The sequence below is a fragment of the Streptomyces griseus genome, from assembly GCF_900460065.1.
GTDB lineage: Bacteria > Actinomycetota > Actinomycetes > Streptomycetales > Streptomycetaceae > Streptomyces > Streptomyces griseus.
In genome coordinates, this window is record NZ_UAVD01000025.1 from 19263 (window position 1) to 32268 (window position 13006).

The 13006-nt window shown below is 72.9% G+C and carries 13 protein-coding genes; 5 read left to right on the forward strand and 8 right to left on the reverse strand.

The window, feature by feature from the left end; translation table 11 throughout:
• Positions 1-19: 19 nt before the first annotated feature.
• Positions 20-622 (reverse strand): MarR family winged helix-turn-helix transcriptional regulator, encoded by a 603-nt coding sequence (locus tag DTB53_RS12345; protein ID WP_012380898.1) that lies wholly within the window; start codon positions 620-622, stop codon positions 20-22.
• A gap of 154 nt (positions 623-776) precedes the next feature.
• On the opposite strand from DTB53_RS12345, the gene DTB53_RS12350 reads away from it, so the two are divergent.
• Positions 777-2438, forward strand: coding sequence for an MFS transporter (locus tag DTB53_RS12350; RefSeq protein WP_042497159.1), 1662 nt, complete (start codon positions 777-779; stop codon positions 2436-2438).
• A 45-nt stretch (positions 2439-2483) separates the two neighbouring features.
• Complete coding sequence (locus DTB53_RS12355; RefSeq protein ID WP_012380896.1) at positions 2484-3005, forward strand: DUF6584 family protein; 522 nt, start codon at positions 2484-2486, stop codon at positions 3003-3005.
• Positions 3006-3180: 175 nt separating this feature from the next.
• Here DTB53_RS12355 and DTB53_RS12360 read toward each other — a convergent pair whose 3' ends face one another.
• Positions 3181-3744, reverse strand: a complete 564-nt coding sequence (locus DTB53_RS12360; protein WP_012380895.1) for a CGNR zinc finger domain-containing protein — start codon at positions 3742-3744, stop codon at positions 3181-3183.
• Positions 3745-3897: 153 nt separating this feature from the next.
• Here DTB53_RS12360 and DTB53_RS12365 point away from each other — a divergent pair, with 153 nt between their 5' ends.
• Positions 3898-5067 carry an epoxide hydrolase family protein gene (locus DTB53_RS12365; protein WP_012380894.1) on the forward strand — a complete coding sequence of 390 codons (1170 nt, stop codon included), beginning with the start codon at positions 3898-3900 and terminating at the stop codon, positions 5065-5067.
• Between the two features lie 176 nt (positions 5068-5243).
• Here the strand turns inward: DTB53_RS12365 and DTB53_RS12370 are convergent, their stop codons facing one another.
• Positions 5244-5891 (reverse strand): peptidoglycan recognition protein family protein, encoded by a 648-nt coding sequence (locus tag DTB53_RS12370; RefSeq protein WP_012380893.1) that lies wholly within the window; start codon positions 5889-5891, stop codon positions 5244-5246.
• A gap of 66 nt (positions 5892-5957) precedes the next feature.
• Positions 5958-6842 (reverse strand): lysozyme, encoded by an 885-nt coding sequence (locus DTB53_RS12375; protein ID WP_042497155.1) that lies wholly within the window; start codon positions 6840-6842, stop codon positions 5958-5960.
• 291 nt (positions 6843-7133) lie between these two features.
• Between DTB53_RS12375 and DTB53_RS12380 the strand changes: the two genes are divergently transcribed.
• Positions 7134-7841 carry a bleomycin resistance protein gene (locus DTB53_RS12380; RefSeq protein WP_042497153.1) on the forward strand — a complete coding sequence of 236 codons (708 nt, stop codon included), beginning with the start codon at positions 7134-7136 and terminating at the stop codon, positions 7839-7841.
• A 91-nt stretch (positions 7842-7932) separates the two neighbouring features.
• Here the strand turns inward: DTB53_RS12380 and DTB53_RS12385 are convergent, their stop codons facing one another.
• From DTB53_RS12385 to DTB53_RS12400, 4 genes are all read right to left on the reverse strand, one after another.
• A complete protein-coding gene (locus DTB53_RS12385; protein WP_003969066.1) occupies positions 7933-8199 on the reverse strand; it encodes a hypothetical protein in 267 nt (88 codons plus the stop codon).
• A gap of 328 nt (positions 8200-8527) precedes the next feature.
• On the reverse strand, positions 8528-9364 hold the full coding sequence (locus DTB53_RS12390) for a sugar phosphate isomerase/epimerase family protein (RefSeq protein WP_012380890.1): 837 nt from the start codon (positions 9362-9364) through the stop codon (positions 8528-8530).
• Positions 9361-10509, reverse strand: coding sequence for a dihydrodipicolinate synthase family protein (locus DTB53_RS12395; RefSeq protein WP_012380889.1), 1149 nt, complete (start codon positions 10507-10509; stop codon positions 9361-9363). The genes DTB53_RS12390 and DTB53_RS12395 overlap by 4 nt, the downstream gene beginning before the upstream one ends.
• Positions 10510-10549: 40 nt before the next feature.
• On the reverse strand, positions 10550-11701 hold the full coding sequence (locus DTB53_RS12400; RefSeq protein ID WP_012380888.1) for a Gfo/Idh/MocA family protein: 1152 nt from the start codon (positions 11699-11701) through the stop codon (positions 10550-10552).
• A 109-nt stretch (positions 11702-11810) separates the two neighbouring features.
• On the opposite strand from DTB53_RS12400, the gene DTB53_RS12405 reads away from it, so the two are divergent.
• On the forward strand, positions 11811-12911 hold the full coding sequence (locus DTB53_RS12405) for a LacI family DNA-binding transcriptional regulator (protein WP_012380887.1): 1101 nt from the start codon (positions 11811-11813) through the stop codon (positions 12909-12911).
• The last annotated feature ends 95 nt before the right edge of the window (positions 12912-13006 follow it).

Sequence of the window (13006 nt, forward strand, 5' to 3'; positions counted from 1 at the left end):
TCGCGGGGCGCGGGGGCCGTCAGGGCGTGCGGGGGTCGTCCCGGGGCGCGGGGGCCGGTCCGCCGTCGCGGTACTCGTCGGCCAGCAGGGAGTCCATGGTCGAGCGCAGCCCGCCGAGGAACCGCTCGAACCGCTCGATCTCCTGCGGGGAGTAGGCGGCCATCGCCGCGGCCATCCGCTCGGAGTACGGGCCGAAGAAGGCCATGGCCCGCGGCCGGATGTCGGGGCTGCTGCGCAGGGTCACCACCCGGCGGTCGGTGCTCTCGCGGGTGCGGACGATGTGTCCGGCCTGTTCGAGCCGCTTGAGCAGGATGGCGGTCGCGCCGGAGGAGAGCGAGACGCGCTCGCTGAGCCGGGCCGGCGACAGGGGCGTGCCCTGGTCCTCCGCGTAGAGGATCTCCACCAGGGCGGCGGCGTCGGTGGAGTGCAGCCCGAGCCAGGCCGCGAAGCGGCGGGTGAACTCGGTGTAGTTGGCCCCGAAGGCGCGCAGGCCGTCCATCACCCGGTCGACCCGTGAGGCGTCGTGGCCGGTCGCCCCGTCACCGCCGGCGACGGCGTTCCCGCCCACCGGGCCGACCTCGTCCGCCCTGGCGTTCCCGTCGGCTCCGTGCCCGTTCGGCATTGGCGCTGCCCCGCTCTCTTCCGGTTCCGGTTCCGTCGCGGGCCCTCCGGCCGCGTCTCCCACCGTCTGTTTTGACAACCTACCCCGCCACATTTACCTTTGCGACAAAGCTATCTTCCTTTGCCGCAAAGTGAATCCGGGGAGTCGAAGCACTGTGTCCGAACCAGCGGAAATCCCTCCCACAGCACGTCAGTGGCTCGGTCTCGTCGCCGTGGCGCTCGGCGTGGCCCTGATCGTCGTCGATCTGACGATCGTCAACGTGATCCTCGCGCCGATCATCGAGGACCTCTCCATCGGCTCCTCGGAGGCCCAGTGGATCCAGGAGTCGTACGCGATCACGTTCGCGGCGCTCCTGCTGGTCACCGGGCGCCTCAGCGACCTGTACGGCGCACGCCGGATCTTTCTGCTGGGTCTCGCCGTCTTCGGCGTCACGAGCCTGCTGGCGGCGCTGGCCCCCGGCGGCGGTCCGCTGATCGTCGCCCGGTTCGTCCAGGGCGTCGGCGGAGCGATGATGCTGCCCACCTCGCTGGCCCTGCTGAACGCCACGTTCACGGGCCGGGCACGCGGTCAGGCGTTCGCCGTGTGGGGCTCGACCATCGGTGCGGCGGCGGCCGTGGGCCCGCTGCTGGGCGGTTGGCTCGCCGACATCTCCTGGCGCTGGGCCTTCGGCATCAACATCCCGCTGGTCGCCCTGATCGTCGTCGGGGTGCTCAGGTATCTGGACGTGTCGCCCCGCACCCGGGGCCGTATCGACGGCGTCGGCGCGGTGCTGTCGGCGGTGGGCCTCGGCCTCCTCTCCTTCGTCCTGATCGAGGGGCGCACCCATGGCTGGCTGATGACGACCGAGCCCCTGGAGATCGGAGGCCTCTCCTGGTCCGGCGGGCTCTCGCCGGTCTTCGTCGCGCTGCTGCTGTCCGTGCCGGCGCTGGCGGTGTTCTGGCGCAGGCAGGCCGTGCTGAGCCGGGCGGGCGACGAGCCGCTGATGGACGTGGGGCTGCTCTCCATCCGCTCGTTCCGCAACGGCAACTTCGTCACGCTGATGGTCGGCCTCGGGGAGTTCGGCATCATCGCGGTGCTGCCGCTCTGGTTGCAGTTCGCCCTCGGCTACAGCGCGTTCGAGGCGGGACTCGCCCTCGTCGCGCTCGCCGCGGGCAGCTTCGCCGCCTCCGGGGCGAGCTTCCCGATGGCCGCGGCGGTCCCCGCGCTCGCCCAGGTCCGGATCGGCCTGGGCCTGGAGGCCGCCGGGCTGACGATGCTGGCCCTGATCGCGTCGACGGACAGCTCCTGGTGGCTGATCTCGATCGCGTTGTTCGTGTACGGGATCGGCGTCGGCTTCGCCACGGCCCAGGTCACCAACATCGTCCTCGTGGACGTGCCGGAACGGAGCGGGGGCCAGGCCTCGGGCATCCAGAGCGCGGCCCGCGAGCTCGGGTCGGCCCTCGGCATCGCCCTCCTGACGACATTGTTCTTCAGCACCCTGGCCTCCGGCATGACCGACCGGCTGACCCGGGAGGGAGTCCCCGCGGACGAGGCGGAACGGCTCGGGGGCGTGGTGACGGACAGCGCGGGATCGGTGATCGGGAGTCTCGCGTCGGAGCCGCGCACGGCGTCGGCGGCGGAGGCGGCCCGCGAGGCGATGGCGGTCGGCGTGCAGGTCTCCGGGTACGTCTGCGCGGGGCTGCTGCTCCTGGCCCTGGCGGCCACCCTGTTCATGTCACCGAGGGGGCCGAGGACACCGAAGACGCCGAAGACGCCGCAGAACCAGGGCCCTTCGGACCCGAAGGCACCGCACGGTCCGGTGCGGCGAACGGTGTGAACAACCCGGTCGCCGACGGCGCTCTCCCGGCCGCATGATGACCCCATGCCCCTGAACGACACCCTGGCCCGCGTGGACGCGGACCTCGCCGCCGGCCGGATACCGGTGGCGAGGCAGCGTCTGCGCGGCCTGGTCTCCTCCTACCCGCACGAGCCGGAGCCCCGCCGTCGGCTGGCCGCCGTCCACCGCCTGTACGGCGACCCGGCGGAGGCGGGCCGCTGGATGTATCTGGAGGAGGACCGCGTCCCGGAGGAGACGGCGGCCTTCGAGAAGCGGTACGCCACCCCGCTGCGCCGGATGACCGCCGTCGCCTGGCGCGATCCGGAGTCTCCGGAGGAGGTTCCCGCCTTCGCCGCCCGGCAGTTGACGGCCCTGCGCACCGCGGCGTCGGACGAGGCCGGCTGCCCGCTGGACTGGGACGGCCTCCCGGCCGGGCGGCCAAAGCCCGGCCCCCGCGAGGACCTGCCCACGACCGTCGGGGAGCGCGCGGCGGCCGTGGGCTGCGCGGTCGCCGTGATCGCGTTCCTGGCGATCTGGGTGAACGGGCTGATCGACCTCTTCGACTGACCGGCGGCGAAGTCCCGTACGTACCGCCGCCGCTGTGCGGCTCGTTCGTCGCGGCGGCCGGTGGCCCGGCCCGGCCGACGGTCATCCCGGGCCCGGGCGGCGCTCCCTCCCGTGAGGGGGCCGGCCTTCCGGACTCGGGCCCGTGGGGCGGGCCGTGCTCCGGGGGTGGGCCTGCTCAGCTCGGGTCCGTGCGCCGGCCCGCGTTGAAGCGCGCCTTCTTCTGGCGGTTGCCGCAGGTGTTCATGTCGCACCACTTGCGCGTACGGCTCTGGCTGGTGTCGAAGAAGGCAGCCCGGCAGGTCGGGGAAGCGCACAGGGCCAGTCTTCCGTCCCGGACGCCCGAGATCACGTCGACCGCGTCGGCGGCCACCACGCTCAGGGCGTCCTCCACGGAGGAGGAGGCGAGCCGCCACCGCCGCTCGCCCCCGGGGGTCAGGACCGCCGCCGCCCGCCCGGCGACGCTGTGGTCGCCGATGACCTGGACCGCGTCGGCGGGGAGGGGCTCGTGCAGCGCGGCGGCCGTCGCCGCGGCGTGGATCGACTCCCTCAGCTCCCGGGCCCGGTCGAGCTGGGCCGGGGTGCAGGAGTCCACGGCGAGTCCGTACTCCGCCAGCCAGTCGACGAGCCGTCGCGGAACGGGGATGCGCTCCACGGCGTCGCCGAAACGCTCCGACAGGGTCCCGGTGAAGCTCGTCGCCAGCACGTTGCCGAGACGGAAGTCAGGAAAGCCAGCACGCATGGAACCACCTTAGCCGGTTGCGACCCGCGCCGGATCACTGTTAGAACCGTCTTAGACGGTTCACGATGGGCCGGGGTCGTCGCGGTGGCGGCGGGGCGGTACGGGCCCGCCCCGGCCGATCGACGCCGGTCCCCACCATGGCCAGGAGGCCCCATGCCGCACCCGAACAGCGACGTCCACGCCTACGAGGCCCGCGCGACCGAAGCCGATCTCGATGATCTGAAGGCGCGACTGGCCGCGGCGCGACTGCCGGAGGCCGAGACCGTCCGGGGCGCCGAGCCCGGCCGCCGCTGGGACCAGGGCGTTCCGCTCGCCGACCTCGTCGACGTCGTGGAGCACTGGCGCACCGGGTACGACTGGCGGTCGTTCGAGCGGCGCCTCGACCGGATGGGCCAGTTCCGTACGGTCATCGACGGCCTGGGCATCCACTTCCTGCACCGGCGGTCCGCGCGCCCGGACGCCACCCCGCTGCTCCTGACGCACGGCTGGCCGGGCAGCGTCGTCGAATTCCTGCACGTCATGGACGAGTTGGCGGACCCGAAGGACGCGACCGCACCGGCGTTCCATGTCGTGGCCCCCTCGCTGCCGGGCTTCGGGTACAGCGACCGGCCGACCACCACCGGCTGGGGCACCGAGAGGATCGCGGCCGCGTGGGTGGAGCTGATGGGCCGGCTCGGCTACAGCGCGTTCCTGGCCCACGGCGGCGACTGGGGCGGCAACATCACCACGGTGCTGGGCGGGCGGTTCCCCGACCACGTGCTCGGCGTCCACTCCACCTTCGCGGAGGCCCCGCCCGGCCTGACCACGGACGGCCTGACGGAGACCGAGCGGAGGTGGACCGAGGAGACCCGCCATTTCTGGCGCCACCGCGCGGCCTACGCCAAGCAGCAGGCGACCCGGCCGCAGACCGTCGGCTACGCACTCGTCGACTCGCCGGTCGGGCTGCTCGCCTGGATCCTCGACAAGTTCGCCGAGTGGTCGGACACCGCGGACAGCCCGTTCGAGACGATCGACCGGGACCGCGTCCTCGACAACGTCACCCTGTACTGGCTGACGCGGACGGGAGCCTCGGCGGCCCGCATCTACCACGAGAGCCACAACTCGCTGGACCCCGGGCTCCGGGTCGACGTCCCGTCGGCGATCACCATGTATCCGCGCGACATCGACAAGACGCCGCTCCCCTGGGCCCGGGAGCGGTACCGGAACATCGTGCGGTGGCGGTCGCCCGAGGCCGGAGGGCACTTCCCGTCGCTGGAGATGCCCGACTTCTTCGTCGCCGACCTGCGGGCGGGCCTGGCGGCGGTCCTGGCCGCCCGGCGGTGAGCGGCGCGCCGCTCACCGAGGGTCCACGCTCCGGGCACCGCCCGGTCCACGCCGGCTCCGGTGACCGACCGCGCGAGAGCCGGAGCCGGAACCGGTGACCGACCGGAGCGCGGGCCTCGGCCGAGCGCTCAGCCACTCAGCCACTCAGCCACTCAGTCACTCAGTCACTCAGTCACTCAGCCCATGCTCGCCGCGACCTCGCTGCGCAGTTGCGGCAGCTTGTCGTGGAGCACGCCCGGGCAGAGGGTGTCGCCGAAGTCCTTGTGCCCGTAGATGCGGCTCGGCGCGATGCCGTACTGCCGGCAGGTGTACGCGCAGAGCGCCACCAGGACCTCCCACTGGGCGCGCGGCGGCTGGGCGCCGTCGTGGTACGCGCCTTCGTTGGCGATCCCGATGCCCGCTCCGTTCTGGCCGGAGGTGTGCGCGCCCAGGACGAAGTCCCTGCCGCTCCGCAGCGCGCCGAGGCTCTGGTGGCGGCCCTCGGTGATCCAGCCGCCCCGGCTGACGAGGAAGTGGTAGCCGGTGTCGGTCCAGCCGTTCTCGTCCATGTGCAGGTCCTGGACCCAGTGGGCGTGTGCGTGGGCCTGGGCGCGGGAGACGTCGGTGGTGTTGGCGCTGACCGTGTGGTGCACGACGATCATCGTCGGCCGCTTGCCCACCAGGTCGATCGGCCCCTGCGGCGGGCGGGCCTTCCACCGGGACGTGCTGTCGACGTCCGGTTCGACGACGTCGAGGGCATGGGCCGTGTTCGGCAGCGCGGCGGCGGCGAGACCTCCGGCGCCGGCGAGGAGGACGTGGCGGCGGGACGGCCGGGGAAGGTGCACGGCGGACTCCTGATCTGTGGTCGTTCCGGCGGCCGGGCCGACCCGGCCGCCGTGGGCGCGGGGCGGCTAAGCCGTGTTGTCGGCGAGGGCCTGGAGCCGGGCCGGGGAGCCGTTGAACTTGTTGCGGTCCACGTCCCCGGAGACCCCGGAGACCCGGCCGGTGGCCGTGTACTGCCAGATCGTCCAGGTGGGGAAGCCGGCCGGGATGTTCGGGCTGCTGGTCCCCCAATGGGCCACCCAGAGGGGAGATTTGGCGGACATCCCGGTCCAGCTGCCGGTGCAGGTGTTCCACCAGCTCGCCGTCGTGTAGATGACGACGTCCCGGGTGGTGCGCGCCTTGTAGGTGTTGTAGAAGTCGTTGATCCATGTGCGCATCTGGGTCGTGGAGAGGCCGTAGCACATGGCGCCGTACGGGTTGTGCTCGATGTCCAGCACTCCGGGGAGGGTCTTGCCGTCCCTGGACCATCCGCCGCCGTTGCCCGCGAAGTAGCCCGCCTGCGTCGCCCCGTTGGAGACGTCGGGGCGGGCGAAGTGGTACGCGCCCCGGATCAGGCCGGCGTTGTAGGAACCGGTGTAGTTCGCGCTGAAGCGGCTGTCCTTGAAGGACGTGCCCTCGGTGGCCTTCATGTAGGCGAAGTCGATGCCCGCGGCCTTCACCGAGCCCCAGTTGATCGCCCCCTGCCAGTGGGAGACGTCGACGCCCTGGACACCGCTGGTGTCCATCGGCGTCACGCCGCCCGGAACCGAGGAGGACGGGCCCTGCTCGATGCGGGTCCCCGCCCCCATCCACGCCTGCCCGGGCCGGACCGGCTCATCGGGGTCGGGCGGCGCGGCGGCGGCCGGGCCCGTGGCGGTCAGGACCAGCGCCGCGGCACTGCCGAGGGCTCCTGCGGCCAGCAGGGCCCTCCGGGATCTCTTGAGTCGGCGGGACGGAGAACGGTACGCGGGCACAGCCACCTCCGGGCACGTTGACGGGAAGAGGGCCATGGCATCCGCATAGCGGACGCCATGGACATGTCATGAGTAACGCACGGGCGGCGGGAGGCGTAAAGAGGCCCTGCGGTCTAGACCTGTGCCGACCGGTCCCACCTGCGCGAACGCTCCGGATCGGCGAGAATTTTCACGCCTGAAGGCCCCCGGCGCCCGACCCCGCCCCACGGGCGCGCCACGGCGCGCAAGGGCGGCGGCCGGTCACGGAACACCCCTTGCCCTCAGTATTCAAATTTGACTACGCTGTCGGGCATGACCGAGACGACCATCCCGATGCTGCCCTGCCGCACCTCGCTGATCGAGACCACCGTCGAGTTCTACACCGCCCTGGGCTTCGCGACGACGTACCTCCAGAAGAGTCCGTACGCGTACGCCGTCGTCGAGCGGGGAGCGGTCGAACTCCAGCTGTACGGCATGAAGGAGTACGACCCGGCCTCCTCCCACTCCGGGTGCTACGTCCTGACCGAGGACGTGGACGGCCTGCACGCGGCGTTCCGGACGGGCCTCAAGGCGGCCTACGGGCGCGTCCCGGCGCGGGGGCTGCCGCGCATCGGCCCGCTGAAGGACATGTCGTACGGGGTAAGGCAGTTCCTGGTGACCGACCCGACCGGGAACACCATCCGGATCGGGCAGCCGATCAGCGAGGACCAGAGCCACCGGCCGGCGCCGAAGGAGACCTTCGCCCGCGCCCTGCACATGGCGGACCTCTTCGCCGACTCCAAGCAGGATCTGGCGGGCGCGGCGAAGATCATCGACCGGGCGCTGGGGCTGACGGACGAGCAGCCGACTCCGGTGCAGAAGCTGCGGCTCCTCGTCCTGCGCGGGGACATCGCGCAGCGGACGGGGGACGCGGAGCGGGCGGCGGCGCTGCTGGCCCAGGCCGCCGCGCTGCCACTCGACGCCGAGGAGCGGGACGTGGCCGCCGACACCCTGTCCAGGCTCGCGGAGCTGCGGAGCTGACGCCCGGCGCCGACCCGAAGGGGTCGCCGGGCGTCGGGCGCCCGCACCCGCCCGACACCGCCGCTCGGGCGGCGCCGTCAGGCGGACGGCGTCAGGCGGACGGCGTCAGCTTCTGTGCCGTACTGCAATGACTGGTCCGCGCGTGCCTCCACAACTGCACGATCGTCAGGGTGAACAGCGCCGAGAACGCGACCAGGAGCACCGTCACGATCACCGCCTGCCGTCCGCCGGAGCCCCGCTCCGCCTGGAGCACCAGGCCCAGCAGGCTGAGCACCGCCCCTGCGAGGTACACGGAACGGATGCGGCGGAGCTGCCGCACAGCGCGAGGGGCGAGGGCTACACGCTTCATGAGGGCCATGACCGCCGATTACCCCGAGGCGGCCCGTTCTACCCCGCGGCCGGCCACCCGGCCCCGGTCGCTCCGCCCGCCCCCGGCCCCGGTCGCTCCGCCCGACCCCGGCCCCGGTCGCTCCGCCCGACCCGGGCGGCGTACCGCCGAAGTGTCCCCGGACAGCGGAATGGGGCCCGGCCTCGCGGCCGGACCCCCCTCGCTTTCCCCTCCCGTCGGGCCTTCCCGTTCCCCCCGGACCCCTCCCCGGAAGTCCCGACGCCATGTGTGACCCGGGAGGGTACGCAAAGGTTGCAGCCCTTTGCGATCTCTTTACCCGAGCCTCGGCGCACGGCTCTCAGCAGGCGTGTTGCACATAGCGCTCCGCCACTTCCGCCAGGACCTCCGCCCCGTCGCGGGCCCACAGCGCCTCGTTGAAGATCTCCACCTCGATCGGGCCGTCGAAGCCGGCGGCCTCCACCTGACGGCGGAAGGCGCGGAAGTCCACGCTGCCGTCGCCGAGTTGACCCCGGCCCAGCAGAACACCCGCCGGGAGCGGGGTGATCCAGTCGGCCAACTGGAAGGAGTGGATGCGGCCGCCCGCGCCCGCGCGGGCGATCTCCGCCGGGGCCCGGTCGTCCCACCAGAGGTGGTAGGTGTCGACGACCACCCCGACCTGCTCGGCGGGGAAGCGCTCCGCGAGGTCCAGCGCCTGGCCGAGGGTGGACACGACGCAGCGGTCGGCGGCGTACATCGGGTGCAGCGGCTCGATCGCCAGGCGTACGCCGCGCGTCGCCGCGTACGGGGCCAGCTCCGCCAGCGCGTCGGCGACCCGCTCGCGGGCCCCGTGCAGATCCCGGCTGTCGGGCGGGAGGCCGCCGGAGACCAGGACCAGGGTGTCGGTGGACAGGGCCGCCGCCTCGTCGATCGCCGACCGGTTGTCGTCCAGGGCGCGGGCCCGGTCGGCCGGGTCGAGTGCGGTGAAGAAGCCGCCCCGGCAGAGGCTGGTGACGGCGAGCCCGGCGTCGGACAGGAGGCCGGCCGTGCGCTCGACGCCGTAGGCCTGCACCGGCGCCCGCCACAGACCGACCTTGCCGACGCCCGCCTTGACGCAGCCCTCGGCCAGTTCGGGCAGGGACCACTGCTTGACGGTCTCCTGGTTGATCGAGAGGCGGGAGAGGGGGCCGTCGCTCATCGTGCGCCTCCGTGGACCGTGAGCAGGGAGCGCATCCGGTGCTCGGCCAGCTCCGGGTCCGGGAACAGGCCCAGACCGTCGGCCAGTTCGTACGCCTTCGCCAGATGCGGGAGCGAGCGCGCCGACTGGAGCCCGCCCACCATCGTGAAGTGGTCCTGGTGGCCGGAGAGCCAGGCCAGGAACACCACACCCGTCTTGTAGAAGCGGGTCGGCGGCCGGAAGAGGTGGCGGGAGAGCTCGACCGTGGGGTCCAGGAGGGCCCGGAAGCCGTCCACGTCTCCCGTGTCCAGCACCCGTACCGCGTGCGCGGCCAGCGGGCCCAGCGGGTCGAAGATCCCCAACAGGGCGTGGCTGAAACCGCGTTCGTCGCCCGCGATGAGCTCCGGGTAATGGAAGTCGTCGCCCGTGTAGCAGCGCACCCCGCCCGGGAGACGGCGGCGGACGTCGATCTCGCGGGCCGCGTCCAGGAGGGAGATCTTGATGCCGTCGACCTTGTCGGGGTGTTCGGCGATGACCTTGAGGAAGGTGTCCGTGGCCTCGTCGAGGTCGGCGCTGCCCCAGTAGCCCTCCAGGGCCGGGTCGAACATCGGGCCCAGCCAGTGCAGGATCACCGGCTCCGAGGCCTGGCGCAGGAGGTGGGCGTAGGTGGTGAGGTAGTCCTCCGGGCCCCGCGCGGCGCGGACCAGCGCGCGGGAGGCCATGAGGATCGGCCGGGCGCCGTGCTCCTCGGCCAGGGCCAGCTGCTCCTCGTACGCCGCGATGACCTCGGCCAGGGCGGGCGTCCCGTCGGCGGGCAGCTGGTCGGTGCCCACGCCGCAGGCGATCCGGCCGCCCACCGCCTTGGCCTCGGCGGCCGACCGGCGGATCAGCTCGGCGGCGCCCGCCCAGTCCAGGCCCATGCCGCGCTGCGCGGTGTCCATGGCCTCCGCGACGCCCAGGCCGTGCGCCCACAGGTGGCGGCGGAAGGCGAGCGTGGAGTCCCAGTCGACGGCGGCCGGGTCGTCCGGGCTGATGTCCGCGTAGGGGTCGGCGACCACGTGCGCCGCCGAGAAGACCGTACGGGAGGTGGGGGCCGGTGCTCCCGGGGCGAGGTCGAGCGGGGTGGCGCGGGGCATGTAGGGGCCCTGCGGGAGGTGGATCGTCATGTCAGCGGCCTCCGTCGGCGCCGCGGACCGGCCGCGCGGGTCACAGGTTCAGCTCCGGGACGTCGAGGCGGCGGCCCTCGGCGGACGACTTCAGCCCCAGCTCGGCCAGTTGGACGCCCCGGGCGCCGGCCAGCAGGTCCCAGGTGTACGGCTCGTCGAGGACGACGTGGCGCAGGAACAGCTCCCACTGCGCCTTGAAGCCGTTGTCGAACTCCTGGTTGTCCGGGATCTCCTGCCACTGGTCGCGGAAGGACTCGGTGACCGGGAGGTCCGGGTTCCAGACCGGCTTGGGGGTCGACGAGCGGTGCTGCACGCGGCAGTTGCGCAGCCCGGCGACGGCGGAGCCGTGCGTGCCGTCGACCTGGAACTCGACCAGCTCGTCGCGGTTGACCCTCACCGTCCAGGAGGAGTTGATCTGCGCGACCGCCCCGCCCGCCAGTTGGAAGATGCCGTACGCGGCGTCGTCGGCGGTCGCCTCGTACGGCTTGCCCCGCTCGTCCCAGCGTCGCGGAACATGCGTCTGCACATGGGCGGTTACGGAGGTGACCTGGCCGAACAGCTCGTGGAGCACGTACTCCCAGTGCGGGAACATGTCGACGACGATGCCGCCGCCGTCCTCCGCGCGGTAGTTCCACGAGGGGCGCTGGGCCTCCTGCCAGTCGCCCTCGAAGACCCAGTAGCCGAACTCCCCGCGCACGGAGAGGATCTCGCCGAAGAAGCCGCCGTCGATCAGGCGCTTCAGCTTCAGCAGGCCCGGCAGGAAGATCTTGTCCTGGACGACGCCGTGCTTGATGCCCGCGTCCCGGGCGAGCCGGGCCAGGTCGAGGGCCCCCTCGACGTCCGTGGCGGTCGGCTTCTCCGTGTAGACGTGCTTGCCCGCCGCGACGGCCTTCTTGATCGCCTCCACCCGGGCCGAGGTGACCTGGGCGTCGAAGTAGACGTCGATCGTGTCGTCCGCGAGGACCGCGTCCAGGTCGGTCGACCACTCGGTCAGCCCGTGGCGCCCGGCGAGCTCCGCCAGGGCGTCGGCACGGCGGCCGACGAGCACGGGCTCGGGCCACAGCACCTCGCCGTCGCCGAGATCAAGGCCTCCCTGCTCGCGGATCGCGAGGATCGAGCGCACCAGGTGCTGCCGGTACCCCATGCGTCCCGTGACGCCGTTCATGGCGATGCGCACTGTCCTGCGTGTCACGAAGGTCCCTCCATACAGCCGTAGCAAGCGCTTTCTATCGAAGATGACGCTAGCCTGCCGACAGCGGCCGGACAAGAGGGGGCCGCACGTGATCTCACGGAGGACAGCGATGACAGTCACCCTGGCGGATGTGGCGGCCCGCGCCCGGGTGTCCCCGGCCACCGTCTCGCGTGTGCTGAACGGCAACTACCCGGTGGCCGCGTCGACCCGGGAGCGGGTCCTTCGCGCGGTGGACGACCTGGACTACGTGCTCAACGGTCCCGCGAGCTCGCTCGCCGCCGCCACCTCCGACCTGGTCGGCATCCTGGTCAACGACATCGCCGACCCGTTCTTCGGGATCATGGCGGGGGCGGCCCAGACGCAGATCGGCGGACCCGGCGACGGTTCCGGGCGGGCGGGCGGCGAGAAGCTGGCCGTCATCTGCAACACCGGCGGCTCCCCTGAGCGCGAGCTCACCTATCTCACCCTCCTCCAGCGCCAGCGCGCCGCCGCCGTTGTCCTCACCGGCGGCGCGGTCGAGAACCCGGCCCACCAGGCGGCGATGTCCGCGAAGCTGGCGAAGCTCGCGGACGCGGGCACCAGGATCGTCTTCTGCGGGCGGCCCCCGCTGCCCGAGGGGGACGCCCTCGTCGCCGCGCTCACGTTCGACAACCGGGGCGGCGGACGCCGGCTCGCCGAGCACCTCGTCTCACTCGGCCACCGCAGGATCGGTTACGTCGCCGGGCCTCCGGAACGCACCACCACCCGGCACCGGCTGGAGGGCCACCGGGAGGCGCTGCGGGCCGCCGGGCTGGACGCCGCCCCGGCCGGGGCGGACCGCGACCGGAGCTCCGACGATCAGGAGCGGCTCACCGTGCACGGCCCCTACGACCGGCGCTCCGGCTACGAGGCCACCCTCGAACTCCTGCGCAGGGCACCGGACGTGACCGCGATCGTGGCCGCCAACGACACCGTGGCGCTGGGCGCGTGCGCGGCCGTCCGGGACCAGGGGATGCGGATCCCCCAGGACATCTCGGTCGCGGGCTTCGACGACCTGCCGTTCTCGGTGGACGCGGTGCCGGCCCTCACGACGGTCCGGCTGCCCCTCTTCGAGGCTGGCGCCCGGGCCGGCCGGCTGGCGATGGGCAAGGAGAACCCGCCGCCCGGCGGCATCGCGACCATCGCGGCCGAGCTGATGATCCGGGGGTCCACGGCGGCGCCCCGGGGGTGAGGCCGGTGCGGGCGGCGGCCCCGAGGACCGGGACCCGGAGGTCCGGGGTCTCCCGGCCTCCGGCCCCACGCACCCCCGACGGCCGTCCCGGATCC